28 protein-coding genes and 6 tRNA genes are annotated in these 22,792 nt (G+C 69.5%); 13 read left to right on the top strand and 21 right to left on the bottom strand.

Going from position 1 to position 22,792, the window contains the following annotated elements:
- Window positions 1-11: 11 nt before the first annotated feature.
- The 14 genes from ruvA to thrS all read right to left on the bottom strand — a co-directional run bounded on the left by ruvA (window position 12) and on the right by thrS (window position 11,021).
- Entirely contained in the window at window positions 12-641 is a 630-nt protein-coding gene (gene ruvA, locus KV100_RS18545; protein WP_220344595.1) for a Holliday junction branch migration protein RuvA, read from the bottom strand.
- Window positions 638-1,249 (bottom strand): crossover junction endodeoxyribonuclease RuvC, encoded by a 612-nt coding sequence (gene ruvC / locus KV100_RS18540; RefSeq protein WP_220344751.1) that lies wholly within the window; start codon window positions 1,247-1,249, stop codon window positions 638-640. Before ruvC ends, ruvA begins: the two co-directional genes overlap by 4 nt.
- Before the next feature lie 198 nt (window positions 1,250-1,447).
- Window positions 1,448-1,621 (bottom strand): CsbD family protein, encoded by a 174-nt coding sequence (locus KV100_RS18535; RefSeq protein WP_220344593.1) that lies wholly within the window; start codon window positions 1,619-1,621, stop codon window positions 1,448-1,450.
- Window positions 1,622-1,724: 103 nt separating this feature from the next.
- Window positions 1,725-2,084: a hypothetical protein gene (locus KV100_RS18530; protein ID WP_220344592.1), complete on the bottom strand. Its 360-nt coding sequence runs from the start codon at window positions 2,082-2,084 to the stop codon at window positions 1,725-1,727.
- Between the two features lie 109 nt (window positions 2,085-2,193).
- Entirely contained in the window at window positions 2,194-2,955 is a 762-nt protein-coding gene (locus KV100_RS18525; RefSeq protein WP_220344590.1) for a YebC/PmpR family DNA-binding transcriptional regulator, read from the bottom strand.
- 62 nt (window positions 2,956-3,017) lie between these two features.
- Window positions 3,018-3,635, bottom strand: coding sequence for a pyridoxal 5'-phosphate synthase glutaminase subunit PdxT (gene pdxT / locus KV100_RS18520; protein ID WP_220344588.1), 618 nt, complete (start codon window positions 3,633-3,635; stop codon window positions 3,018-3,020).
- The gene (locus KV100_RS18515; protein WP_220344586.1) at window positions 3,632-4,222 is read right to left on the bottom strand and encodes a hypothetical protein; all 591 of its coding nucleotides are present in this window, start codon (window positions 4,220-4,222) and stop codon (window positions 3,632-3,634) included. Before KV100_RS18515 ends, pdxT begins: the two co-directional genes overlap by 4 nt.
- A gap of 3 nt (window positions 4,223-4,225) precedes the next feature.
- Window positions 4,226-5,149 (bottom strand): pyridoxal 5'-phosphate synthase lyase subunit PdxS, encoded by a 924-nt coding sequence (pdxS, locus tag KV100_RS18510; RefSeq protein WP_220344584.1) that lies wholly within the window; start codon window positions 5,147-5,149, stop codon window positions 4,226-4,228.
- A 102-nt stretch (window positions 5,150-5,251) separates the two neighbouring features.
- Window positions 5,252-5,845, bottom strand: a complete 594-nt coding sequence (locus KV100_RS18505; RefSeq protein WP_220344583.1) for a hypothetical protein — start codon at window positions 5,843-5,845, stop codon at window positions 5,252-5,254.
- Window positions 5,842-6,951, bottom strand: coding sequence for a glycosyltransferase family 4 protein (locus tag KV100_RS18500; protein WP_220344581.1), 1,110 nt, complete (start codon window positions 6,949-6,951; stop codon window positions 5,842-5,844). Before KV100_RS18500 ends, KV100_RS18505 begins: the two co-directional genes overlap by 4 nt.
- Window positions 6,948-7,871, bottom strand: a complete 924-nt coding sequence (locus tag KV100_RS18495) for a phosphatidylinositol mannoside acyltransferase (protein WP_220344580.1) — start codon at window positions 7,869-7,871, stop codon at window positions 6,948-6,950. The genes KV100_RS18500 and KV100_RS18495 overlap by 4 nt, the downstream gene beginning before the upstream one ends.
- Window positions 7,868-8,476, bottom strand: coding sequence for a phosphatidylinositol phosphate synthase (gene pgsA, locus KV100_RS18490; RefSeq protein ID WP_220344578.1), 609 nt, complete (start codon window positions 8,474-8,476; stop codon window positions 7,868-7,870). Before pgsA ends, KV100_RS18495 begins: the two co-directional genes overlap by 4 nt.
- Complete coding sequence (locus KV100_RS18485) at window positions 8,476-9,024, bottom strand: HIT domain-containing protein (protein ID WP_220344576.1); 549 nt, start codon at window positions 9,022-9,024, stop codon at window positions 8,476-8,478. The genes pgsA and KV100_RS18485 overlap by 1 nt, the downstream gene beginning before the upstream one ends.
- Entirely contained in the window at window positions 9,021-11,021 is a 2,001-nt protein-coding gene (gene thrS / locus KV100_RS18480; protein WP_220344574.1) for a threonine--tRNA ligase, read from the bottom strand. The genes KV100_RS18485 and thrS overlap by 4 nt, the downstream gene beginning before the upstream one ends.
- Window positions 11,022-11,181: 160 nt before the next feature.
- On the opposite strand from thrS, the gene KV100_RS18475 reads away from it, so the two are divergent.
- The 5 genes from KV100_RS18475 (at window position 11,182) to KV100_RS18455 (ending at window position 14,158) form a co-directional block, all read left to right on the top strand.
- The gene (locus KV100_RS18475; protein WP_220344573.1) at window positions 11,182-11,658 is read left to right on the top strand and encodes a pyridoxamine 5'-phosphate oxidase family protein; all 477 of its coding nucleotides are present in this window, start codon (window positions 11,182-11,184) and stop codon (window positions 11,656-11,658) included.
- 62 nt (window positions 11,659-11,720) lie between these two features.
- Window positions 11,721-12,416 (top strand): energy-coupling factor ABC transporter permease, encoded by a 696-nt coding sequence (locus tag KV100_RS18470; RefSeq protein ID WP_220344571.1) that lies wholly within the window; start codon window positions 11,721-11,723, stop codon window positions 12,414-12,416.
- A complete protein-coding gene (locus tag KV100_RS18465; RefSeq protein WP_220344570.1) occupies window positions 12,413-12,739 on the top strand; it encodes a PDGLE domain-containing protein in 327 nt (108 codons plus the stop codon). Before KV100_RS18470 ends, KV100_RS18465 begins: the two co-directional genes overlap by 4 nt.
- A gap of 10 nt (window positions 12,740-12,749) precedes the next feature.
- Window positions 12,750-13,421, top strand: coding sequence for a cobalt ECF transporter T component CbiQ (gene cbiQ / locus KV100_RS18460; RefSeq protein ID WP_220344569.1), 672 nt, complete (start codon window positions 12,750-12,752; stop codon window positions 13,419-13,421).
- Window positions 13,418-14,158 (top strand): energy-coupling factor ABC transporter ATP-binding protein, encoded by a 741-nt coding sequence (locus KV100_RS18455; protein WP_220344567.1) that lies wholly within the window; start codon window positions 13,418-13,420, stop codon window positions 14,156-14,158. The genes cbiQ and KV100_RS18455 overlap by 4 nt, the downstream gene beginning before the upstream one ends.
- Window positions 14,159-14,167: 9 nt before the next feature.
- On the opposite strand, the gene KV100_RS18450 is transcribed toward KV100_RS18455, so the two are convergent.
- Complete coding sequence (locus KV100_RS18450) at window positions 14,168-14,809, bottom strand: helix-turn-helix domain-containing protein (protein ID WP_220344565.1); 642 nt, start codon at window positions 14,807-14,809, stop codon at window positions 14,168-14,170.
- A gap of 5 nt (window positions 14,810-14,814) precedes the next feature.
- Complete coding sequence (locus KV100_RS18445; protein WP_220344563.1) at window positions 14,815-15,249, bottom strand: VOC family protein; 435 nt, start codon at window positions 15,247-15,249, stop codon at window positions 14,815-14,817.
- A 103-nt stretch (window positions 15,250-15,352) separates the two neighbouring features.
- Between KV100_RS18445 and KV100_RS18440 the strand changes: the two genes are divergently transcribed.
- Window positions 15,353-16,015, top strand: coding sequence for a maleylpyruvate isomerase N-terminal domain-containing protein (locus KV100_RS18440; protein WP_220344562.1), 663 nt, complete (start codon window positions 15,353-15,355; stop codon window positions 16,013-16,015).
- Window positions 16,016-16,026: 11 nt separating this feature from the next.
- On the opposite strand, the gene KV100_RS18435 is transcribed toward KV100_RS18440, so the two are convergent.
- Together KV100_RS18435 and KV100_RS18430 are read right to left on the bottom strand one after the other, a co-directional pair.
- Window positions 16,027-16,692: an NAD(P)H-binding protein gene (locus KV100_RS18435; RefSeq protein ID WP_255566303.1), complete on the bottom strand. Its 666-nt coding sequence runs from the start codon at window positions 16,690-16,692 to the stop codon at window positions 16,027-16,029.
- Window positions 16,693-16,776: 84 nt separating this feature from the next.
- Window positions 16,777-16,851 (bottom strand) — tRNA-Val (locus tag KV100_RS18430).
- Window positions 16,852-16,900: 49 nt separating this feature from the next.
- Between KV100_RS18430 and KV100_RS18425 the strand changes: the two genes are divergently transcribed.
- Window positions 16,901-17,572, top strand: a complete 672-nt coding sequence (locus KV100_RS18425; RefSeq protein ID WP_220344561.1) for a hypothetical protein — start codon at window positions 16,901-16,903, stop codon at window positions 17,570-17,572.
- On the opposite strand, the gene KV100_RS18420 is transcribed toward KV100_RS18425, so the two are convergent.
- The gene (locus tag KV100_RS18420; RefSeq protein ID WP_220344560.1) at window positions 17,514-18,347 is read right to left on the bottom strand and encodes an aminotransferase class IV; all 834 of its coding nucleotides are present in this window, start codon (window positions 18,345-18,347) and stop codon (window positions 17,514-17,516) included. The genes KV100_RS18425 and KV100_RS18420 overlap by 59 nt on opposite strands.
- 93 nt (window positions 18,348-18,440) lie before the next feature.
- Here KV100_RS18420 and KV100_RS18415 point away from each other — a divergent pair.
- From KV100_RS18415 to KV100_RS18405, 3 genes are all read left to right on the top strand, one after another.
- Window positions 18,441-18,512 (top strand) — tRNA-Gly (locus tag KV100_RS18415).
- Window positions 18,513-18,555: 43 nt separating this feature from the next.
- A tRNA-Cys gene (locus KV100_RS18410) sits at window positions 18,556-18,626 on the top strand.
- A 42-nt stretch (window positions 18,627-18,668) separates the two neighbouring features.
- Window positions 18,669-18,743 (top strand) — tRNA-Val (locus tag KV100_RS18405).
- 390 nt (window positions 18,744-19,133) lie between these two features.
- On the opposite strand, the gene KV100_RS18400 is transcribed toward KV100_RS18405, so the two are convergent.
- Entirely contained in the window at window positions 19,134-19,751 is a 618-nt protein-coding gene (locus KV100_RS18400) for a hypothetical protein (RefSeq protein ID WP_220344559.1), read from the bottom strand.
- Window positions 19,752-19,808: 57 nt separating this feature from the next.
- A complete protein-coding gene (locus tag KV100_RS18395; RefSeq protein ID WP_220344558.1) occupies window positions 19,809-20,006 on the bottom strand; it encodes a helix-turn-helix domain-containing protein in 198 nt (65 codons plus the stop codon).
- Window positions 20,007-20,142: 136 nt separating this feature from the next.
- On the opposite strand from KV100_RS18395, the gene KV100_RS18390 reads away from it, so the two are divergent.
- The 3 genes from KV100_RS18390 (at window position 20,143) to KV100_RS18380 (ending at window position 22,463) form a co-directional block, all read left to right on the top strand.
- A tRNA-OTHER gene (locus KV100_RS18390) sits at window positions 20,143-20,214 on the top strand.
- Window positions 20,215-20,317: 103 nt separating this feature from the next.
- Window positions 20,318-20,389, top strand: a tRNA-Gln gene (locus tag KV100_RS18385).
- A 25-nt stretch (window positions 20,390-20,414) separates the two neighbouring features.
- Window positions 20,415-22,463 carry a hypothetical protein gene (locus KV100_RS18380; protein ID WP_220344557.1) on the top strand — a complete coding sequence of 683 codons (2,049 nt, stop codon included), beginning with the start codon at window positions 20,415-20,417 and terminating at the stop codon, window positions 22,461-22,463.
- Window positions 22,464-22,792 lie beyond the last annotated feature (329 nt).

Here is a 22,792-nt window from a genome sequence, read left to right as displayed (position 1 = left end):
GATCTCCTCCCTCATGCCTTCGAGAGCGTACGGAGGGCCGCGCGCAGCAGGACGGACACGTCGACCGCGCCGGTCCCCTCGATCTGCTCGGTGGCGACGGTGACCACGGCGGCGACCGCGGACTCCGCCTCGCGGGTGCTCCATCCGAGCCCGACCAGGGCGGCGTGCACCTGAGGACGCCAGTCCGCGTCGGCGGGCGTCGAGGCAGGTGCGGTCGCGGTCGCCTGGGAGACAGCCGCCGCAGCACCGAGACGGTCCTTGAGCTCGAGCACGATCCGCTGGGCTCCCTTGCGCCCGATGCCGGGGACCTTCGTGAGCGCGACGAGGTTCTCCTCGGCGACCGCACGGCGCAGACCCTCGGGGCCGAGGACCGCGATGATCGCCTGCGCGACCTTGGGGCCCACGCCGCTGGCGGTCTGAGCGAGCTCGAAGGTGTCACGCTCGTCGTCGCCGGCGAAGCCGTACAGCGTCATCGAGTCCTCGCGCACCACGAGGCTGGTCGAGACCTGCGCCTGCTCACCGTGCCGGAGGTCGGCCAGCGTGCCCGGCGTGCACTGCACGAGCATCCCGACCCCGCCGACGTCGAGGACGGCGGAGTCGAGGGCGGTCGAGGCGACGGTGCCGCGGACGAAGGCGATCATCGAGGCTTCCTCTCGGGGAATCTGGGGTTGGTGCGCGCAGCGCCTGGGATGCGGGAACGGATGGGCTCTGCGGCCGTCCGCATCGGACCTGACGGGCGTGACGCGGCGGCGAGGGCGTCGTCGAGCCGGCTGACCGAGGTGCCGCGCCAGACGTGGCAGATCGCGAGGGCGAGCGCGTCGGCGGCGTCCGCGGGGCGCGGCGCCTCGACCAGTCCGAGGATCCGCGTGACCATCGCCGTGACCTGCGCCTTGTCGGCGCGACCGTTGCCGGTGACCGCGGCCTTGACCTCACTCGGGGTGTGAAGGACGACGGGAAGGCCGTGGCGGGCTGCGACGACCATCGCGACCCCGCTGGCCTGGGCGGTGCCCATGACGGTCGAGACGTTGTTCTGGCTGAAGACCCGCTCGATCGCGACCACGTCCGGTCGGTGCGTGGCAATGGCTTCGGCCAGGGCGCGTTCGATCGCGAGGAGCCGGTGGGCGACGTCGTCGGCGGCGGGCGTACGGATCACCCCCACCGAGACCGCCCGCAGCGCGCCCCCCACGCGTCCGTCGACCACGCCGACCCCGCACCGCGTCAGGCCGGGGTCGACTCCGAGAACACGCATCGCGCCGGCGGTCATGCCACCTCGCGGAGGACCCGCAGCGAACACATGTTCGACACCCTAGTCGCACGACGGACGAGTGTGGCGGCGACGCGCCGAGGACCCGTACGAACGACGAGGCCCCTCCACGGCGTACGTAGAGGGGCCTCGTGTCGTAACCTCCACGGCGTACGTGGAGGAGACTCGCGCCGAGCGCGGCGGCTACTTCTTGAAGGCGTCCTTGACGTTGTCGCCGGCCTTCTTGAAGTCGGCCTTGCTCTGGTCGGCCTTGCCCTCGGACTCCTGCGACGTGTCGCCGCGGAGCTTGCCGGAGGCCTCCTTGGCCTTGCCCTCGACGTCCTCGGCCAGGTGCTTCAGCTTGTCATCCAGACCCATCGCACTCACTCCTCGAGATCGGGTTCGGGTGGTGCCCCGACCCTAGGACGGATCGAGCACGGGCGCAGATCGCCAGCACGCGCTGACCCTGGCGGAGCGGGCGCTAGGGCCCGAAGCGCTCCCCCATTCGAGTTTCTTGCCACCCCTCCCCGGCGCCGTCCCCCGGCGACGGCGCGTACGGAGCCTGCGAGGCGTCGTCGCCGGTGCTCACCGTCAGGGGAAGCGCATACACCGCGTCGCCGACCTCTCTGATCCGGGCCTTCGACGTCGCGCGTCCCGGGGCGGGCTCGACGTGCACGACCACCCCACCGCGGGTGACGGCGAGGGGGCGCCGGCCCACCTCGTCCGTCGGAGCGACTCCCTCGCCCGCCAGCTCCGGCATCCACGGGAGCGGGTCGGGGAGAGTGCCTCGCCGACGTCGTGCGATCCGCCACATGATCCCGCCGGGCCTCAGGATGTCCATGGCCCATCCTGGCACGTCGGCAGCTCGGGCAGGCGGGTTCGCCGCGAGCCTTCCGCCCGGCACGGGAGAATCCCTCCGCCCCGAGCCGGGCAGAAGGTGGAGCGGCGTGTCAGCCGACCTGCGCCATGACCTCGTCGGAGGCGTCGAAGTTGGCGAACACGTTCTGGACGTCGTCGCAGTCCTCGAGGGCGTCGATGAGCCGGAGGACCTTGCCGGCCACGTCGGCGTCGACCTCGACGGTCATGGACGGCACGAACGACGACTCGGCGGAGTCGTAGTCGATCCCGGCGTCCTGGAGAGCCGTGCGCACCGCGACCACGTCGCCGGCCTCGCTGATCACCTCGAACGAGCCGTCGTGGTCGTTGACGTCCTCGGCGCCCGCGTCGAGCACCACCTCGAGGACGTCGTCCTCCGCGAGCGTCTTGCCGTCCTGCTCGGCCGGGACGATGACGACGCCCTTGCGGGAGAACATGTAGGACACCGAGCCGGGGTCTGCCATGTTGCCGCCGTTGCGGGTCATCGCCGTCCGGACCTCCATGGCCGCACGGTTCTTGTTGTCGGTGAGGCACTCGACGAGCAACGCGACACCGCCGGGGGCGTAGCCCTCGTACATGATCGTCGTGTAGTCGACGCCCGCGCCGTCGAGACCGCCGCCGCGCTTCACGGCGCGGTCGATGTTGTCGTTGGGGACCGACGACTTCTTGGCCTTCTGGATCGCGTCGTAGAGCGTCGGGTTGCCCGCGGGGTCAGGCCCGCCGGTGCGTGCGGCAACCTCGATGTTCTTGATCAGCTTGGCGAACATCTTGCCGCGCTTGGCGTCGATGACCGCCTTCTTGTGCTTGGTGGTCGCCCACTTGGAGTGGCCAGACACGGCACTCACCTGCTCTCGCTGTTACGACGGCGTACGGCCGCGGCTCGCGACCGCCCTCGATCCTAGCGGCTGGCCACGTCGCCGTTCGCGTGCACCGACCGGACGAACATCTGGTGGAGGCGGTGGTCCGCCCCGAGCTCGGGGTGGAAGGACGCGGCGAGCAACGCCCCCTGCCGCACCACGACCGGGCGGCGCCCCTGGTCGCCGCGGTCGACCGCCGCGAGGACCTCGACGCCGGGACCGTGGCTCTCGACCCAGGGACCGCGGATGAACACCGCGTGCAGCGGGTCGTCGAGGCCCTGGACCCGGAGATCGGTCTCGAAGGAGTCGACCTGCCGGCCGAACGCGTTCCTCCGCACGGTCACGTCCATCCCGCCGAAGGTCTGCTGGTCGTCGGTGCCGCCCTCGACGCGGTCGGCGAGCAGGATCATCCCGGCACAGGTCCCCAGCACCGGCATGCCCGACCCGATGCGCTCACGGATCGGGTCGCGGAGCTCGAAGGCCCGCGACAGCTTGTCGATGGTGGTCGACTCCCCGCCCGGCACGACAAGGGCGTCGACCGCGTCGAGCTCGCTCGGCCGTCGCACGGTGGTCGCCTCCGCGCCGCTCGCCGCGAGCATCCGGAGATGCTCCCGGACGTCGCCCTGAAGGGCGAGGACACCGACCCGGGGCGCACTCACGCGTCGGTGAGGCGACGGTGCCAGAACGCCCGGACCTCGATCCGTCCTTCGTCGAAGTGCGCCGCGAGACCGGCAGCGTCCAGCGTCGCGACGACCGCGGAGCACAAGGGGTCGCCGTCGGCGATGTTGGCGGAGTCGGGGTGCCACACGTTGACCTCGAGCATCCCGTGATCGACGGCGTGCCAGACATCGGACGGCGTGAACCACACGATGCCTCGGAGCGCGCTCCCCGTGGCTCCCCCGGCCGCCTCGCGCACGACGCCGGCCGCCGCCCAGTGGTCGTCGACGCCCTGGAGCACGACGAAGCCAGCGGCCTCCAGTGCCTGGAAGGCCTCCTGCAGCGCGTCGTAGTCGGTGCGCGCCGGCCAGCCCGACTGCTCCTCCGCGAGCGCCGCGCGCTCGTCGTCGACGAGTCGCTGGGCCTCGGTCCGGGCCTTCGTGTCAACCAGCCCGGCATCCTCGCGTGCCGCGATCTCGACCTCGGTGACGCAGGCAGCGCGCTCGGTGAGGCCGGCGCGTACGAGGACCCGGGCGTAGCTCCGCAGCGCGTCGGCGTCGGTCAGGCGCGGTGCTGAGAAGAAAGGCACCGTTCACCAGCCCCGCTCGGCCAGCCGGTGCGGCTCGGGGAGGTCGGCGACGTTGATGCCGACCATCGCCTCGCCGAGCCCGCGCGAGACCTTGGCGATGACGTCGGGGTCGTCGTAGAAGGTGGTGGCCTTCACGACCGCGGACGCGCGCTCGGCCGGGTTGCCCGACTTGAAGATGCCCGAGCCGACGAACACGCCCTCGGCACCGAGCTGCATCATCATGGCGGCGTCCGCGGGCGTCGCGATGCCTCCCGCGGTGAAGAGCACTACGGGCAGCGCGCCCTTCTCGGCGACCTCGCGGACCAGCTCGTATGGCGCCTGAAGCTCCTTGGCCGCCACGTAGAGCTCGTCGGCCGGAAGCGTCTGGAGACGGCGGATCTCATCACGCATCGCCCGCATGTGGGTCGTCGCGTTGGAGACGTCGCCCGTGCCGGCCTCGCCCTTGGACCGGATCATCGCCGCACCCTCGGTGATGCGACGAAGCGCCTCGCCCAGGTTGGTCGCGCCGCACACGAACGGCACCGTGAAGGCCCACTTGTCGATGTGGTGGGCGTAGTCGGCGGGTGTGAGGACCTCGGACTCGTCGATGTAGTCGACGCCGAGGGACTGCAGCACCTGCGCCTCGACGAAGTGGCCGATGCGCGCCTTGGCCATCACCGGGATGGAGACGGCCTCGATGATGCCGTCGATCAGGTCGGGGTCGCTCATGCGGGCCACGCCGCCCTGGGAGCGGATGTCGGCGGGCACGCGCTCGAGGGCCATGACCGCGACGGCACCGGCATCCTCGGCGATCTTGGCCTGCTCGGCGTTGACGACGTCCATGATGACGCCGCCCTTGAGCATCTCCGCCATGCCGCGCTTCACGCGTGCGGTGCCCGTGCCCTCCCGGGACACGGCCGGTGTCGGGGCAGTCGGGTTCTCGGGCATCGTTCACCTCGGGGCCTGGGACGCGGTGCGCCCGCTCGGACATTGGCCTCATCGTACGACCGTGCACCGACGCCGGAGCGGTCCCGCCACGAGGTGAGCCGATCAGCCCTGCTGCTGCCCCATCTCGGAGGAGGCCACGGGGCGCTCGTGCGCGACGAGGTGCGGCGGCGGCGTGTCGTCGAAGTCCATCCGATTCGGCCACGGCGCGTAGCCGGCGAGCCTCGCCCACCGTACGATCCGCTTGCGCCGCATCCGCTGGGTGCGGGCGACGAGGTCGTCGTGGAAACGGTGCGCCAGCTGGACGCGTTCGCACGCGTCGCCGAGGTCGGCCAGCAGCTCGGCCTGCGGCTCGTCGGCGGCCGCCCACAGCGCGTCGACGTCCTCGGCGTCACCGAAGACGGTGCGCATGACCTCGCTCAGCGCCGTCTCCCGCTCGGCCTGGTCGCTCTTGCCGATCGCCGCGCGCGAGGCATCGGCGGCTTCGACCGCGACCAGGGCGCTGGCAGGGTCCAGGACTCCGCCCACGGCGACGTTGCGCAGGCACGTCGACCGGTCGAGGAGCTGACGGTCCAACGAGGCCTGGGCGGTCGCCAGACGGATGTGCAGCCGGTCGAGCCGGCCGGCCGTCGTCGACAGCGCGACCGTGATCGCCGCGACCACGGCACCGACGACGAGGATCCACTCGAGCGTGCTCATCCGACGCTGCCTCCTCCGAGGACTGTCTCGTACACACGGACCACCTGCGGCGCGACCACACTCCAGTCGTACCGCCGGACCTCGCGTCGCGCCAGGTCCGCACGTGCCTGACGAGCCTGGTCCTCGAGCGTCGAGACGAGGGTCTTGGCCAAAGCCCCGGGGTCCTCGTTGGCGAAGAGGGCACCGAGGCGGCCGTTCTCGAGCACGTCCGCGAACGCGCGGATGTCGCTGGCCACCACTGGTGCGCCTGCCGCCATCGCCTCGATCAGGACGATGCCGAAGCTCTCACCACCGGTGTTCGGCGCGACGTAGACGTCGGCCCGGGCGAGCAGCTGGGCGCGCTCGGCGTCCGAGACCCGCCCGACGACCTCGACGTGGTGGCGCAGCCCTTCGGGGACCATCGCCGACCCGACCTTGGGGTCCCCCGCCCCGGCGACGACGAGACGGAGGTCAGGGAACCGGTCGACCACCGGCGGCAGGGCGCCCAGCAGGACGGGAAGACCCTTGCGTGCCTCCTCGAATCGCCCCAGGAACAGCAGCTCCGTGCGGCCGGTGGTCCCCGCGCTCCGCGGTACGGCGTCGAAGTCGTCGACGTAGAGGCCGTTCGGGATGATCACCGAGTCGCCGCCCTGGTACTGCTCAACCACGCGGTGCGCCTCCCGCGAGACCGTGATCCGCGCGCTGAGCTTCTCCATCGCCGGGCGCAGCAGCGACTCCGTCGCCGCGAGAGCGCGCGAGCGGCCGATGGAGGTGTGGATCGTCGCGATCGAGACCCCGGAAGACAGGCTCAGCGCCACCAGCGAGACGCTCGGCGTGGCCGGGTCGTGGACGTGCAGCACGTCGAAGCGGCCGTCGCGCAGCCAGCGTCGGGTGCGGGCCATCGCCATCGGCCCGAAGGACACGCGCGCGACGGCACCGTTGTAGCGGACGGGCACGGCGCGGCCGGCCGGTGTCACGTAGTCGGGCAGGTCGTCGTCGTCGGCGGCCGGCGCGAGCACCGACACCTCCACGCCCAGCCCTCCGAGCGTCCGGGAGAGGTCCAGGACGTGGTTCTGGACGCCGCCGGGGACGTCGAACGAGTACGGGCAGACCATCCCGATCCTCATCGCACGGCTCCGTCCGGAAGCCGGTCGACCTCGAAGACGCGCTGGAGCATGTGCCAGTCGGCGGGGCTGCGGCGGATCTCTGCGCTGAAGACGTCGGCGAGGTCCTGCGCCATCGCCACCAGTCCGTCCGGGCCTTCCCGGGTCGGCACGACCTCGTGCACGGTCATGCGCAGCCGGTCCTGCTCGTACCGCGAGGTCGCCGCGAAGAGCGCCGCCCCGGTCTGCTGCGCGAGGAGCGCCGGTCCGACGGGCATCCGCGCCTTCTCGCCCAAGAGGTCGACGACAAGTCCGCTGCGGGACATGTCGCGGTCGGCGAGCAGACACACGAAGCCCCCCGCCCGCAGGTGCGCGGCGAGCCGCGGCATCGTCGGCTCTCCACCGGTCAGCGGGAGCACCGTCATGCCGAGTCCCTCGCGGAACGCGACGAACTCGTCGTACAGGCGCTCGGGCCTGAGACGCTCCATCACCGTCATCAACGGGAGGCCGTGGCTCAGCGCCCAGGCGCCCATGAGGTCCCAGTTGCCCATGTGCGGCAGTGCGGCGATCATCCCCCGCCCCTGCGCCTTCAACGCGAACACGCGCTCGGGATGGTCGACCGTGATCCAGTCGTCGACGGTGTCGGCGGTGAAGCGCGGGAGACGGAACACCTCCCCCCAGTAGCGCAGGTAGGAGCGCATGGCGTCTCGCCCGAGCTCGTCGAGCTCTCCGGCCGTCGCGTCCGGCACCGCCCGCGACAGGTTCGAGCGCAAGCGGTCGATGCTGCTCCCGCCGCGCGCGTACAGACGGTCGGCGGTCGTCCGCATGGCCCGGTCGACGAGGGGCTGCGGCAGCCGGACCGCGAGGTCCCAGCCGATCGTGTACGCCGCAGCCTCCGCGTGCGTACGCGCCACGTCCAGGACGCGACCGCTGGGGGAACTCATACGTCCGCCAACGACTGCTTCCGCACCATCAGGATGCGCTGCACGACCGTGATCGTGCTCGCGACCGCCAGCGTCCAGAGCACGATCGTGCGGAGGATCGGCAGGTCGAAGATGCCCGACAGGCCGGTCATCATGAGGATCGCGACGAGCCGGTCCGAGCGCTCGGCGATGCCGCCCTTGGCCTCCATGCCGAGCGACTCCGCCCGGGCACGGGCGTACGAGGTCAGCTGCCCGCCGACCAGGCACCACAGTGCGACGGACGTGAGCACGAGGTCGTCCCCCGTGCCCGCGTACCAGAGGACGAGCCCGCCGAAGACCGCCGCGTCGCCGATCCGGTCGAGGGTGGAGTCGAGGAAGGCACCCCAGGCGCTCGACCGTCCCGACTTGCGGGCCATGAGGCCGTCGATCATGTCCGAGAACACGAAGAGGGTGATCACGGCGGCACCGAGGAAGAACTGTCCCCGCGGGAAGAACCAGAGGGCGGCGGAGGTGACCCCCAGCGTCCCGACGAACGTGACCGCGTCGGGGCTGACACCGAGTCGGAGCAGCAGATCGGCGATCGGCGACATGATTCGAGCCCAGGTCGCGCGGAACCTCTCGAGCATCAGGCGTTCCACGCTTTCGCGAGCAGGTCACGCGTCTGCGACAGCAGCTGCGGCATCACCTTGGTGTGCCCCGTGACGGTGATGTAGTTGGAGTCGCCCATCCAGCGCGGGACGACGTGCTGGTGGAGGTGCTGCGACAACGACCCGCCCGCCACCGCCCCGAGGTTGAGGCCGACGTTGAACGCGGCCGGCGCGCTGACGTGCTTGAGCACCCGCAACGCCTGCTGCGTGGTTGCCGTGAGCTCCCACGCCTCGTCGTCGGTCAGCTCCTCGAGCTCTCCCACGTGGCGGTTGGGCACGACCATCAGGTGACCCGGGTTGTACGGGTGCAGGTTGAGCACCGTGTAGACGTGGTCACCGCGAGCGACGATCAACGTCTCCTCGTCGGGCCGCTGCTGCATCACGCAGAACGGGCAGCCCCCCTCGCGTGGGCCGGTATCGGTGATGTAGGCCATCCGGTGCGGGGTCCAGAGCCGGTCGAAGTCCTCGAATCCGGTCTCGGGGCGTCCCCACGGGCCGGAGTCGCCGGCGTCGTGTCCAGACGTCATACCTGGGCCCGGTCGGCGATGGCCTGCGCGATGCGGGCGACCGCATCGTCGAGGGCGACGCCGTTGTCCTGGCTGCCGTTGCGGTAGCGGAACGACACCGCGCCGGCCTCGACGTCGTCGTCACCCGCGATCAGCATGAAGGGGATCTTCTGCGTCTGCGCGTTGCGGATCTTCTTCTGCATGCGGTCGTCGGCCTCGTCCACCTCGACCCGGATGCCCTGCGCCTGCAGCGTCGCCGCTACCTCGCGCAGGTAGTCGACGTGCCGCTCGGCGACTGGGATCGCGACGGCCTGGACGGGTGCGAGCCAGGGAGGAAAGGCGCCGGCGTAGTGCTCGACGAGCACCCCGAGGAACCGCTCGATCGAGCCGAACTTGGCCGAGTGGATCATCACCGGCTGCTGCCGTGAGCCGTCGGCGGCGACGTACTCCAGGTTGAACCGGTCGGCGGAGGGCTGGTTGAAGTCGTACTGGACGGTGCCCATCTGCCAGGTCCGGCCAATGGCGTCGCGCGCCTGGACGGAGATCTTGGGACCGTAGTAGGCAGCTCCACCCGGGTCGGGCACGAGCTCGAGCCCGGTGCGGAGGGCGACGTCGGCGAGGACCTTGGTCGCGGTCGTCCAGTCCTCCTCCGACCCGATGAACTTGTCCTTGGCCGCGTCGCGGGTGGACAGCTCGAGGTAGAAGTCGTCGAGACCGAAGTCGCGCAGCACGCTGAGCATGAAGCCCAGCAGGTGCTCGACCTCGTCGGGGGCCTGCTCGGGAGTGCAGTAGGAGTGCGAGTCGTCCTGCGCGAATCCGCGCACGCGAGTCAGGCCGTGCACGACGCCCGACTTCTCGTGCCGGTAGACGCTGCCGAACTCGAACAGCCGCAGCGGCAGCTCGCGGTAGGACCGCTGCCGGGACCGGTAGATCAGGTTGTGCATCGGGCAGTTCATCGCCTTGAGGCGGTAGTCCATGCCGTCGACGTCGAGGGGCGGGAACATCCCCTCTCCGTAGTACGGGAGGTGCCCGGAGGTGTAGAACAGCTCCTCCTTGGCGATGTGCGGGGTGCCGACGTACTGGAACCCCTCCTCGATGTGCCGGCGACGGACGTAGTCCTCCATCTCCCGCTTGATCACCCCGCCCTTGGGGTGGAAGACGGGGAGCCCGGAGCCGATCTCGTCAGGGAAGCTGAAGAGGTCGAGCTCGCGGCCGAGCTTGCGGTGGTCGCGGCGCTCGGCCTCCTCGATCCGGTGCAGGTAGGCCTCCAGCGCCTCCTTCGACTCCCAGGCGGTGCCGTAGATGCGCTGGAGCTGCTTGTTCTTCTCGTCGCCTCGCCAGTACGCCGCCGCGCTCCGCATGAGCGTGAAGGCGGGGATGCGCTTGGTGGTGGGCAGGTGGGGTCCGCGGCACAGGTCGGTCCACACCCGCTCGCCACGACGGTCGAGGTTGTCGTACATCGTGAGGCCACCGGAGCCGACCTCGACGCTCGCGCCCTCGGCGGCGTGGTCCAGGTCGTCGCTGCCCGCAGTGCTCTTGAGCCCGATCAGCTCGAGCTTGTAGGGCTCGTCGGCGAGCTCGACCCGCGCCTCCGCGTCGTCGATCGCGCGGCGAGAGAAACGCTGGTTCTCCTTGATGATCTTGCGCATCCGGGACTCGATCTTGGCCAGGTCCTCGGGCACGAAGGGGGTCTCGACGTCGAAGTCGTAGTAGAAGCCGTTCTCCACCGGGGGCCCGATGCCCAGCTTGGCCTCCGGGAACAGCTGCTGGACCGCCTGCGCCATCACGTGGGCGGTGGAGTGCCGCAGGATGTCGCGGCCGTCCTTGCTGGTGATCGCGACCGGCTCGACGGCGTCGCCGCCCACCAGCTCGTACGCCAGGTCCTTGAGGTCACCGTTGACCCGGGCCGCGACGACGTCGGGGTTCTCGGCGAACAGCCCCCACGCCTTCGTGCCGGACGTCACCGTGCGCTCGGCCTTGGAGTCAGGGCCGACGACGAGGACTACGAGCTCGGACACGGGTGCTCCTCAGGTGGTGCGGACAGACGCCTCGATGCTATCTGCAAGGCCGCCGTGGCCGCGCACCCCTTTGGTCGTGGTCTGTTCTGGCGCGCGAAAGGCGCGCGGCATGGCGACGCCCCGGCTGGGTACCCCGTCGGCACGCCACGGAGGGAGAGTCATGACCGACGAGCAGAGCACGCTCCTCGAGCTGCTGGACGATCTCAGGATCGCGATGTTCACGACCGTGGACATCGACGGGACGATCACAAGCCGGCCGATGGCCCGCCAGCAGGTCGAGCCGAGCGCCGACATGTGGTTCATCACCGCACGGGACTCTCGGCAGGTCGCCCACATCACCGCCCGTCCGCACGTGGGCATCACGTTCTCCTCGCCGAGCACCTGGGTGTCGTTGAACGGGACGGCGACCGTCGTCGACGACCCGGTGAAGCTGGAGGAGCTCTGGAACACGTTCGCGGAGGCATGGATGCCCGAGGGACCCGACGACCCCAACGTCGTCCTGATCCGGGTCGACCTCCAGGGCGGCGAGTACTGGGACACGCCCGGCGGGCGCGTCGCGTCTCTGATCAGCCTGGCCAAGGCAAAGATCACCGGCAACGCCTACGACGGCGCAGACAACGAGCGCGTCGACCTCTAGGGCCGAGCGGTCGGCCATGAGACCCCATGGCCGACCCCTCGCCTTCGACTTACAGTCGTCAGGTGCACGTACCCGACGGCTTCCTCGACGCATCCACCTCGGTCGCGACCGGCGCCGCCGCCGTCGCCGGCCTCGCGCTCGCCCTCCGCGGCGCGCGACGTGAGCTGGACGACCGGACCGCCCCGATGGCCGGACTGGTGGCCGCCTTCGTCTTCGCCACCCAGATGATCAACTTCCCCGTCGGGGCCGGCACGAGCGGGCACCTCCTCGGAGGCGTGCTCGCCGCGGTCCTGGTCGGACCGTGGACGGCGGTGCTGTGCATCGGCACCGTTCTCCTGGTCCAGTGCCTCCTCTTCGCCGACGGTGGCATCACGGCGCTCGGCACCAACATCACGCTCATGGGGCTCGTCGGCGTCGGGGTGGGCTGGCTGGTCCTCCGTCTGATCAAGGTCGTGCTGCCGGACCGGCTGGCGTCTGTCACGCCCGCCGCGGCGCTCGCTGCCCTGGTGTCCGTGCCGGCTGCCGCGCTCGCCTTCACCGGCCTGTACGCCGTCGGTGGCGAGGCGCCGATCCCGCTGGGGTCTCTCGCCACCGCGATGGTCGGCTGGCACACCGTCATCGGGCTCGGCGAGGCCGTGATCACCGGACTCGTGGTCAGCGCCGTGCTCGCCGTGCGTCCGGACCTCGTCTACGGGGCACGGTCGGCACTGACGACGCGGACCTTGGAGCTCCGCCCCTCCAAGAGGGCGGCAGCGTGAGCGCGCGCCGGACGCGGGTGTCGACCCGAGCCCTCGTCCTCGTCGGCGTCCTCGTCGCGCTCGTGCTGGCGGGGTTCGTCAGCTACTACGCCTCGAGCCACCCCGATGGGTTGGAGTTCGTCGCCGGTGACAAGGGGTTCCTCGGCACCGCGGAGGAACATCGCTCCTCGGCCGACAGCCCGATGTCGGACTACTCGACCAAGGGCATCGACAACCCTCGGCTCTCCGGCGCGGTCGCCGGCGTCACCGGTACGGTCCTGGTCCTCGTGATCGCCGGAGGTGTCGCACTCGTCGTGCGCCGCCGCGGGCGTCACACCGTCTGAGCACCTCGCGATGGGATCAGCGCACCGGCGCAGGACGCACGTCCCGGGACGTACGCCGGTGCACCGTGCGCCCGCACACCTCAAGCTGCTCGCACTGCTCGGGTTCATGCTCGTCGTCGTCGCCACACCTCGGACGGCGTACCCAGCGTTCGCCGCCTACGCGGCTGTGCTCGTCGCCCTGATCGTCGTGGCGCGGGTGCCGCTCGGCTTCCTGCTGCCGCGGATGCTCGTCGAGGTCCCGTTCGTCGTCTTCGCCGTCCTGCTGCCGTTCATCGCCACCGGGCCCACGACGACGTTCCTCGGCCTCACGGTCAGCGAGCCCGGTCTCGAGGCAGCCGCGGCACTGCTCATCAAGGCCACGATCGGCGTCGCGGCGAGCCTGACGCTGGCCGCCACCACCGAGCCGCACGAGCTGCTGGCCGGCCTCGGCCGGTTGAGGCTCCCCCATGAGATGGTCCAGATCATGGCGTTCATGATCCGTTACGTCGACGTCGTCGCCGACGAGATGCACCGCATGCGCATCGCCCGCGAGTCTCGCGGCTTCCGCGGCTCCTCGATCCGCCAGTGGGGCGTCCTCGGCCGTACAGCCTCAGCACTGTTCATCCGGTCCTACGAGCGTGGCGAGCGGGTGCACCTGGCGATGATGTCGCGGGGTCACGACCCGTCGGGCGGTCGATCGTGAGCGTCCCCGTCATCGACGTCCGCGGGCTGGCGTACGCCTATCCGGACGGCAGCCAGGTCCTGTACGGCGTCGACCTGCACATCCACGCCGGTGAGCGCGTCGCCCTCCTCGGACCCAACGGTGCGGGCAAGACCACGCTCGTGCTCCACCTCAACGGGATCCTGCTGCCCGGTGCCGGGACGGTGGCGGTCTCGGGGCTGCCTGTGGTGAAGAAGAACTTCCGGGAGATCCGGCGCCGGGTCGGCATCGTGTTCCAGGACCCCGACGACCAGCTGTTCTCCGCGACGGTCCGCGCCGACGTCGCGTTCGGCCCGGCAAACCTCGGCCTGCGCGGCGACGCGCTCGAGCAGCGGGTGATGCACGCGCTCGACCAGGTCGGCATGGCCGACTACGCCGACCACCCGCCCCACCACCTCTCCTTCGGCCAGCGACGGCGCGTGGCGGTGGCCACCGTGCTGGCGATGGAGCCGCAGATCCTCGTGCTCGACGAGCCGTCGTCGAACCTCGACCCGATGGCGCGCCGCGAGCTTGCCGACATCGTGCGCTCGCTGTCGGTCACGGTGCTGATGGTCACCCACGACCTCCCGTACGCGCTCGAGCTCTGCCCCCGGTCGGTGGTGCTCGCCGACGGGGTCGTGGCCGCCGACAGCGACACCCGCAAGCTGCTCTCCGACGAGGACTTCATGCGCGCTCACCGGCTCGAGCTGCCGTTCGGGTTCGACCCGCGGACGGTGTGAGGCCGTGGGTCACGCGGCGAGGTGGAACGTGCTCGCGAAGCGGGCGAGGAGATCGCCGCGACCACGAAGGACCTCGATCTCACCCGTGGCGAGCGCGCGATCGGGAGCGAGCTCGCCGGAGATGAGCCGACGGAGGCCGGGTCCCGCCGCGAACGCCAGGTCGACCGGCCCGTCTCCACGTGTGACCTGGAGCGTGGAGCCGTCCACCCGCACGAGCAGCTCGGCGGGACCGAGGCGTGCCGCGTAGGCGGTCGCCGGCAGCTCCAGGGCCACCTGCGGCCGGAAGGCGGTCCGCAGGGTCATGGTCAACGAGTCGGGCGTGACGACCTGCTCCTCTCGTGGATCGTCCATCGCCTTGAAGCCCCACGCACCGAGGGCCAGCACGACGGGCTCGAGCTCTCGTCCGAACGGCGTCAGCTCGTAGACGATGACCCGCGAGCGCGGCACCCGACGCAGGATGCCGGCCGTCTGGAGCTCTTTGAGTCGTGCCGCCAGGACGTTGCTCGGGATCCGCGGAAGCCCCGCCGCAAGCTCTCCGTAGCGGCGCGGCCCGACGAGCAGGTCGCGGACGATGAGGAGGGCCCAGCGCTCACCCACCAGCTCCAGGGCTCGCGTGATGCCGCACCACTGCCCGTAGTCGCGTGGCGCCATCGACCTCAGGCCTGCTGCTCCATGAAGGCCTCGGGACCTTGCTCGGCGGCGGCTTTGTCCATGTAGCCGAACTCGATGATGTTGCCGTCGGGGTCGGCGAGCCCACGCTGGTACATGAAGCCGTAGTCCGCAGGGGGACGAGGCTCGGAGCCGCCGGCACCGATGCCGTTGGCGACGGCCGCGTCGACCTCCTCCCGCGTGTCGACGAAGATCGCGGTGGACGAGGCTGGGCTCGCGGCCGGGTCACCGAGCGGGAGATCGGTGAAGGTCTGGAAGTAGTCGCGCACCAGGATCATGACGTAGCTGTGGTCCTCCTCGACCACGACGCAGGCAGCGTTGTGATCGGAGAAGGCTGGGTTGATGGTGAACCCGAGCGCTGTGTAGAACGCCTTCGCGCGCTCCAGGTCGGTCACCGGCAGGTTGACGAACATCGCGGTCATCGTGGGGTCTCCCTCATGGGTAGGTCGTGCGTCTTGCGGTTCTGTCACACTTGCAAAAAACAAGTGCCGAGGTCAAGACCTTGTCGACGGCTACATTTCCTGCATGACGCTCACCGTCCCGCTCGACGACGGCCGCGCTGCGTGCCTGGACACGATCGACGCGTTCGTGCGTGCCGTCGACGCTCTGAGCGAGTACGAGCTGCTCGGCGCCTCTCGCTGCCACGGCTGGAGTCGCCTCGACGTCGTGGTCCACGTCATCGGCGGGTGGCAGTCGATGCTCGGGGGCCTGGTGTCCTCGGTCGACTCAGAGCCCACAGTGGATGCGGCCAGCTACTGGTCGGCGTTCGTCGTCGAGTACGCGACCGACGACCCTGTCCCGGAGCTGATGTCGCAGCGCCGCCGCTCGATGGCGTACGCGCGACCGGCCTCGGCGACAGCCCAGCTCCGCGACGTCGCCGCAGCGCTGCGCCGCGGGGTCCTCGCACTCGGCGAGAGCCCGCGTGCGCGGCAGGGGCACATTTTCGCTCCTGGCGACTACCTGGCTGTCTGGGCCGTCGAGGTCGTGGTGCACCACCTCGACCTGCTGTCCGACGAGCCGCCACCGCCCGGCGCCCTCGCGCTCGCGCGAGCGACGGTCGAGGCCCTCGTCGACGAGCCCCTCCCGTCGTCGTGGACGGACCTGGACGTCACGCTCATCGGCACCGGTCGACAGCCCGCACCGGCGTGGCCGGGAAGCGCGACCGTCCGGTTCCCGGTCTTCGATTGACGGGCAGCCCGCTAGCGGACGTTCGCAGCTATGGCGGCAGCGACCGGCGTGGTCCCCTGGTTGAGCTCGAGGACCTGTCGGCCGATGCGGTGTTCGTACAGAAGTCCAGCCAGGACGCTCGCGACGTCGGCGCGAGCGATCTCCTCGTGCCTCTCGGCCGGGCCGAGTGACACACGACCGAGACCATCGCGGTCGTGCAGCATCGAGGGCCGAAGGATCACCCAGTCCAGATCGCTGTGGCTGAGGAAGATGTCGGCTTCCTTCTTCACGGCGAAGTAGTGCTCGGTCTCAGCATCGAGACCGCGCTCTCGCCATGCCTCGGGCATCACGGACACGTGCAGCAGACGGTCGATGCCCGCCAGGCGCATGGCGCCCACGGTCTTTCGGAGCCCGTCGGCGTCGAGCGCATCGGTGACCGCTCGAGAACCGCCGTTCGAGCCCGTCGCGAAGACGACCGCGTCGACAGAGCCGAACGCAGGCGCCAGGTCTTCCTGGGACAACGTCGTCAGGTCACCGACGACGGCGTCGACACCCGACGCCGCGAGATCGGCCCGTTGTCCAGGTCGGCGTACGAGCCCGCGCACCGAGGCGCCCCGACCACGGAGCTCCTGGGTCAGCAACCGTCCGACTCCCCCGGTCACCCCGATGATGAAGACGTCCACATCGAGTCCCTTCATCAGCGTTCGACCGATCGGGTCGGCCCCTGGAACGGCACGAGGCCGGCTCCGCTTCGGGAACCGACCTCTGACCTGCGGTGCTGCTGGTGGGCGATACTGGGTTCGAACCAGTGACCTCTTCGGTGTGAACGAAGCGCGCTACCACTGCGCCAATCGCCCGCTCAGATGTCCCACCGGAGCGGGACGACACAGAGACTAGCGTACGCGCATGACCTCTCCGAAATCCGGGTCTGGCTCGTCGCGCCGTACCCTCGCCGTCCTTGACATTGGCGCCAAAGCGTTGCTCGTCGTCCTCCTCCTCGTCGCCGTCGCGTACCCCGATCTCGGGAACCTTCGCGGCAAGGCGATGGGGTTCCGAGCGGTCGCGTACCCCCTCGGCGCGGCGATCGTGCCGCTGCTGTGGTGGTGGCTGTGGCGGCCTCGCGGCACGGCGTACCCGTGGCTGGGCGACCTGCTGATCACCCTCCCCTGGCTCACCGACACCCTCGGCAACCGCCTCGACCTCTTCGACACCGTCTGGTGGTTCGACGACTGGATGCACTTCATGAACTGGGGTCTGCTGACCGCCGGCTTCGTCGTCCTCACGCTCCCCCGTGACGCGGCTCTGAGTGCCGTGACCGAGAGGGCGCTCGCCTTCGGGCCTGTGACGGCCGTCGCCTGGGAGGCCGGGGAGTACGTCGCGTTCGTCCGCCACTCCTCCGAGCTGGTGACTGCCTACACCGACACGCTCGGCGACCTGACGCTCGGCACCCTGGGCGCGTACGTCGGCGGCCTGTGCGTCTACGCGCTGTCGCGCCGGCGCACGATCGTCGAGGATCCGGTCACGGGTCGACCGTCTCCGCCGAGCGTCGCGCAAAGATCTTCGCTGCCAGCGCAGTAACCGGTCCCGGGGCGGGCAGCTCGCGGTCGTCGACCCGGTGGATGCCCTGGACGTCGCGCGTCGTGCCGGCGAGGAAGACCTCGTCGGCACGCTGCAGCACCGCGATCGGCTCGTCGCGCTCGACGACGTCGATCTCGTCCCGGCACCACTCGAGGACCAGTGCCCGCGTGACGCCTGCCAGGCACCCCGACTCGAGGGTGGGCGTCACGAGCTGGCCGTCGAGGACGTAGAAGATGCAGGACCCGGTGCCCTCGCAGAGCAGGCCGGCGGTGTTGGCCATGACGGCTTCCGACGCGCCGTGACGGAGCGCGTGCTCGACCATCAGCGCGTTCTCGGCGTACGAGGTGGTCTTGAGGCCGCTCAAGGCGCCACGCTCGTTGCGCGCCCAGGGCACGGTCGCGATCGCGGTCGTCGCCGGAGGTGGCGTGGACGGCTCGGTCACGACCACGAGCGTCTGCCCCTGGTCCCCGCGCGGCGAGCCGAGCGGACCAGGCCCGGAGGTGACGGTGATCCGGATCCGACCGAACGGGATCGTCTGCCCCTCGACTGTTGCCTCCACTCCACGGCGTACGAGGTCGAGGTCCGGCTCTCCGATGCCGAGACCACCGGCCGAGCGGGCCAACCGCTCGAGGTGACGGGTGAGAGCGAACGGGACACCGTCGACGACCTTGATCGTCTCGAAGACGCCGTCGCCGACGACGAGGCCGTGGTCGAGGACCCCGAGAGCGGGTTCGTGCGGGGATTCCAGCGTTCTTCCGTTGATCCAGGCGCGCATGGCGCCACGTTAACGTGCGCAGGCGACCCCCCGTTTGGACCACCTGAACCCATCCGCTAATGTTTCTCTCGCACCGGGGAAGCCCGGAAGCACGCGGACGTGGCTCAGTGGTAGAGCATCACCTTGCCAAGGTGAGGGTCGCGGGTTCGAATCCCGTCGTCCGCTCGGAGTGGGTCCCAGGGCCCCTTCTCAGACATCGTAGATGTCCGGTGGAGTGGCCGAGAGGCGAGGCAACGGACTGCAAATCCGTTTACACGGGTTCAAATCCCGTCTCCACCTCGATGGGGCCGCAAGGCTCCATCCCTGGTCCGCAAGGACCACGGGCGATTGGCGCAGCGGTAGCGCGCTTCCCTGACACGGAAGAGGTCACTGGTTCAAACCCAGTATCGCCCACCAGAGTAACCGCAGGTCAGAGGCCCCTTCGGGGGTCTCTTTCCAATTCAGGGAACATACGGGGAACAAGAAACAGCCACATTTGACGGCTTACGTCCTGCCTTCTTGGTTCAGACATCGAGCAGCGACTCGTCGGTCCAGATGTCTTCGTAGCCCGGTGCGATGAGGAAGCGCGAGCCGGCCGGAAGTCCAGGTACGTCGTGATCTCTGGGCACCGTTCGATCAAATGGGCTGCGTGCAACGGCTTGAAGAAGTCGTCGGCGTCGGAGAACTCCCCCGTCCAGACGTACCAACCGCTCGTGCCATTCTCGGGCGGGTGCCGAACGCCGTGGACCGGCCAGTCCCAGTCGCCCGCAAGCAGCGACGCCGAGACCCCGACGATCTCCTCCCAGGTCACCGAAGGGCTCCCTCGATGACGTCCAAGGCACGCAGCGCCGGGTAGGTCTCCATCCGCAGAAAGTCGAGCCGGTAGTACTCGGCCCAGTAGCTCACCGCTCGCGCGCGGGTCAGCTCCATGAAGGTCGGGTTCGCATCCACGAACTGCCCAAGACCTCGTGCGGTCTCGGGAAACCCGTCGAGTCGGTCGCGAAGAAATCGCTCTATGTCGGAGCAGATCTCGACGACGTACTCGCCGAGCAGCGCCACAATGAAGGGCGCCGACCAGGCAGCATCGTTGCTCAGCACCAACCCAAGGGCACGCTGACGGATCTGACCGTCGTGGTGGCGGGTATAGATGCAGCCAGCGGCAGCGCGGCTTTCTGGCGAGAGCCTCTCGACTTCGCGGCTCGGGAATCCGTTGTAGATCCGATCCGGGATCGCCAGCGTCTCGCCTTGGAAGTTGATGCTCGGCCACTGACGGTTGTTGCTCTCCTGCAGGAGGCCGACCTGTGGGAAGCCGGCGAGTGGCACGAGGTCGATGGCCGGCGACGCAGCCGCGTACGCAACTGTCGGGAAGGCGTCCAGCAGTCGGGCGCGGAAGTCATCCTGCGCCGTTCCCGCCGATTCACCCATGCGCACATCTTGTCGTACGTCACCTGTGTGTATCAGTGCTCGCAAGACCTCGACGGCTTAGCGCCAGTTGCCAACCGGCTTGGCATCGATGAACCGCTCGACGGAGTCGGCCTTGATCCGCAGGGTCTTGCGGCCAAGGCGGACCGCTTCGAGTTGGCCGTCAGCGATGTAGCGGCGGACGGTCCGCGTCGACACGGCGAGGGCGTCGGCGGCGTCATTGAGGCTTACGAGGCGGCGTGTGATGGTGGCAGGCATGGTGGTCTCCGGGATTTCGCGACGGACGCCGTTCGTCCGCTCTTGTCCCTCAAGGCCGAGAAGTAGTCACGAGTGGCCGAGCCTCGCTCGGAATCACACCAGATTCGGGTCACTCGCTGAGTAGTGTGCGGTCCATCGACGTGTAGCTCAGCAGTTAGAGCACCGGGCTGTCACCCGGAGGGCGCAGGGGCAGAACCTGCCACGTCGGCGAAGCCCGCGGCGTGTGGGCTAACTGGCACCCACCCGGCAGATGGCCGCCCGCCCAGCAAATCCGGAGCGGTGGCTGCGTTATCTCACTAGGGTGCTGCACGCGGCGTGTAGTTCAGTAGTAGAACACCGGGCTCTGGACCCGGAGGGCGCAGGGGCGGAACCTGCCACGTCGGCGATACCAACCTGAACAGGCGGACCATGACGAACGGCTACGCACTCGGGCAACTGGGGGCTGCGTTTCTCACGGCGACGACCCACGAAGACCCTGAGGTCCGTCGCCGTGCAGACCGTCGTGCCCAGCGGTGGGTCCAAGCGATCGAGGGAATGGCCGACGGCCGGGTGGCCGTTGGGTCGCGGCTTCCGGTTCGCGGGCTTCCATCCTGGGTGACGCTGGAGGTTCTGAGAGGCGGATTCGCAACGGGAAGTGCTTCCGCAGAGCAGCCGTTGCAGGCCGACGAAGTCGCCCTGGCGCGCCGGATCGGGATCCCAGCGACGCGCCGCCTGCTCTTCGGATACTTCCTAACCGACGCCGGCCTTCAGGAGTTGTATGGCCTGCTGGACTCTGGCGCCTACCGAGTGGAGATCCCTGAGGACGCCGCGCTGCTCACCATCGCCTGGCTTGTTCGGTCGGGCGATCGCGAGGCCGCCCTCGACATCCTGGACGCGGTTTCGCCCTTCACCGAGAAGTTCCGATTGGCGCCCAAGACTGCCAATGCTCCGACGTCGCCACCTGACTTCGTCTACCGAATCACCGCAGGCGAGGCTGCCGACGCCCTTCGCGCACGGAAGCCGAACCCCCGGGTCGAGGCGCAGCGCGAGGCCTTGGCGGTTTGGAACCCCTTCGGCGACCGCGTGCTCTCCCTGTGGCTAGAGAAGTACCGAGACGGTCATGTCTCGTTCGACGGCGATCCCGCGTGGCGCGCCAAGGCATCCGCTCTCGTTGATGAGTACGACCGCCTAGCGGCGAACCACACCAGCTGCACGAAGCATCGGAAGCCGAAGGAGAACCTGGCGATCCTGCTACGCGCCCTGCGCGCCACAGCCGAGGGCGAGGAGTTGGATGCTCGCGAGCGCGGGCTTGTCCGAACCGTGATCGAACGTTCTGTGCTGAAGCGTGGAGCGCCCGGGTCCGCGGAGCACGCTGTACTGCGGGACTACCAGCGAGGTGTCGCAAGCGCGCCCGCACATTGCCAGCTCGCGGCCGTCGCCGCGGAACGCCTCAGCTCACTTGACCTTGCCGAGGGCATCGAGCACCCGCGACTCCTCGGTGGAGAGGTGACGCCGCAAGAGGAGGGCGCGTCAGGAATCCTTCAGGGGCTGGCGATGCCCCCGATCGTTCCGCGGCTGCTGAACCGTGCGCATTCCGCGCCCATCGAGGAGCTCCTAGATGAAGGCGTTGTGCCGTCAGCTGAAGTTCTCGCCGCACTCGTACCCCGGATCAGCGCGACGGTGGTCGCCGCCGGCTTCCCGGACCGAGCGCTTGCCACACTGGCCGCCGCGAACTACCGCGCTTTCCGTCGGCGCCGTTCACTGCTGCTGTTGAATCTTGAGAAGCAGGTCCAGCTGACCGAACTTCCCTGGGTGCGCGCTACCGCGCGACACAGCGAGGCCACGTCCGACGAAGCCATGGCCGTGGCGCAACGCGTTGGGTCTCTCGCCCTTGATCACTTCCCAGCGACAATCACGCCGAATCCGCTTGTGCGGGAACTCCAGCACCTCCTCACTGCGGCGGGCTACAACGTTCCGCTCGTCGAGGAGTTGGCTGCCGACATCTTCATGGGTCGGTTCTCGGACAAGTTCCGCCGAGCTGCACAGGTCGCGGCGCGAGTCGTCGGCGGAACCCTTTACGCCAACTACTACGGAATCGACACCGATCAGATCCTCGGGCTTGCCGAGCCGCCAAAGCAGAAGCCAACTTCCGGCTGGACGTGGCGGCGAGTTCGACCGACCGAGCACGGGTCGACCTTCGGCGATCTCTGCTGGGCTCGAGCGGGACGCGACACCGGACGGTGGCTGGTCTGTTGCCGCCAACGGGACGATCATCGAGCAGTCGCAGATCCTGACGACCCACAATCTTGCAGCCCTGGTCTCACTCGGCATCGAGCCGTCTCGGACCTGGAGCGAGCTCGCTCGCGAAGCGATCGGGAAGAGTGCCACGCTCCTGGATCTGGCCTCACGGCAGCGACGCCCGCTCGCAACGGTGAAAGACGCGGCCTACGCCTGGCGACAGGCAGTCTTCTTCCTTAGCGTGGCCGGTCCGGCCCAGGTCGAGGAAGTATTGAACGACAAGTCTGTCGGTGCAGCCGGGCCAGCGGTGATGGACGAGCTGCTCGGCGGTCTCCGCCAGGTGGCCGCCGGTCATGCGCTCGACGACGATCGATCCCCCTTCCTCGGATGGACCGTCGGTCGCCATTGGATTCTTGAAGCCATCGGGCACCCCGGTGCGCTTCGCGATCACTAGGCATCACCAGCGGTCCTCACCAAGATCTCCTCAACTTCCACCGCTTCCCACTCTCTGATCTCGCCTAACCCTCCTTGCCCTCCCTCTCTTGCCCTCCCTCTCTTGACCCCCTCCT

Source organism: Mumia sp. zg.B21, from assembly GCF_019550855.1.
In the GTDB taxonomy this organism is placed as follows: domain Bacteria; phylum Actinomycetota; class Actinomycetes; order Propionibacteriales; family Nocardioidaceae; genus Mumia.
This window is presented reverse-complemented; position numbering and strand designations above follow the sequence as displayed.

What these genes read in the sequence shown, in the direction of transcription:
- ruvA (WP_220344595.1), bottom strand. Translation starts at nt 641, where the DNA reads ATGATCGCCTTCGTCCGCGGCACCGTCGCCTCGACCGCCCTCGACTCC.
- ruvC (WP_220344751.1), bottom strand. Translation starts at nt 1,249, where the DNA reads ATGCGTGTTCTCGGAGTCGACCCCGGCCTGACGCGGTGCGGGGTCGGC.
- KV100_RS18535 (WP_220344593.1), bottom strand. Translation starts at nt 1,621, where the DNA reads ATGGGTCTGGATGACAAGCTGAAGCACCTGGCCGAGGACGTCGAGGGC.
- KV100_RS18530 (WP_220344592.1), bottom strand. Translation starts at nt 2,084, where the DNA reads ATGGACATCCTGAGGCCCGGCGGGATCATGTGGCGGATCGCACGACGT.
- pdxS (WP_220344584.1), bottom strand. Translation starts at nt 5,149, where the DNA reads ATGCCCGAGAACCCGACTGCCCCGACACCGGCCGTGTCCCGGGAGGGC.
- KV100_RS18505 (WP_220344583.1), bottom strand. Translation starts at nt 5,845, where the DNA reads ATGAGCACGCTCGAGTGGATCCTCGTCGTCGGTGCCGTGGTCGCGGCG.
- KV100_RS18500 (WP_220344581.1), bottom strand. Translation starts at nt 6,951, where the DNA reads ATGAGGATCGGGATGGTCTGCCCGTACTCGTTCGACGTCCCCGGCGGC.
- KV100_RS18495 (WP_220344580.1), bottom strand. Translation starts at nt 7,871, where the DNA reads ATGAGTTCCCCCAGCGGTCGCGTCCTGGACGTGGCGCGTACGCACGCG.
- pgsA (WP_220344578.1), bottom strand. Translation starts at nt 8,476, where the DNA reads ATGCTCGAGAGGTTCCGCGCGACCTGGGCTCGAATCATGTCGCCGATC.
- KV100_RS18485 (WP_220344576.1), bottom strand. Translation starts at nt 9,024, where the DNA reads ATGACGTCTGGACACGACGCCGGCGACTCCGGCCCGTGGGGACGCCCC.
- KV100_RS18475 (WP_220344573.1), top strand. Translation starts at nt 11,182, where the DNA reads ATGACCGACGAGCAGAGCACGCTCCTCGAGCTGCTGGACGATCTCAGG.
- cbiQ (WP_220344569.1), top strand. Translation starts at nt 12,750, where the DNA reads ATGGGATCAGCGCACCGGCGCAGGACGCACGTCCCGGGACGTACGCCG.
- KV100_RS18450 (WP_220344565.1), bottom strand. Translation starts at nt 14,809, where the DNA reads ATGGCGCCACGCGACTACGGGCAGTGGTGCGGCATCACGCGAGCCCTG.
- KV100_RS18445 (WP_220344563.1), bottom strand. Translation starts at nt 15,249, where the DNA reads ATGACCGCGATGTTCGTCAACCTGCCGGTGACCGACCTGGAGCGCGCG.
- KV100_RS18440 (WP_220344562.1), top strand. Translation starts at nt 15,353, where the DNA reads ATGACGCTCACCGTCCCGCTCGACGACGGCCGCGCTGCGTGCCTGGAC.
- KV100_RS18435 (WP_255566303.1), bottom strand. Translation starts at nt 16,692, where the DNA reads ATGAAGGGACTCGATGTGGACGTCTTCATCATCGGGGTGACCGGGGGA.
- KV100_RS18425 (WP_220344561.1), top strand. Translation starts at nt 16,901, where the DNA reads ATGACCTCTCCGAAATCCGGGTCTGGCTCGTCGCGCCGTACCCTCGCC.
- KV100_RS18420 (WP_220344560.1), bottom strand. Translation starts at nt 18,347, where the DNA reads ATGCGCGCCTGGATCAACGGAAGAACGCTGGAATCCCCGCACGAACCC.
- KV100_RS18400 (WP_220344559.1), bottom strand. Translation starts at nt 19,751, where the DNA reads ATGGGTGAATCGGCGGGAACGGCGCAGGATGACTTCCGCGCCCGACTG.
- KV100_RS18395 (WP_220344558.1), bottom strand. Translation starts at nt 20,006, where the DNA reads ATGCCTGCCACCATCACACGCCGCCTCGTAAGCCTCAATGACGCCGCC.
- KV100_RS18380 (WP_220344557.1), top strand. Translation starts at nt 20,415, where the DNA reads ATGACGAACGGCTACGCACTCGGGCAACTGGGGGCTGCGTTTCTCACG.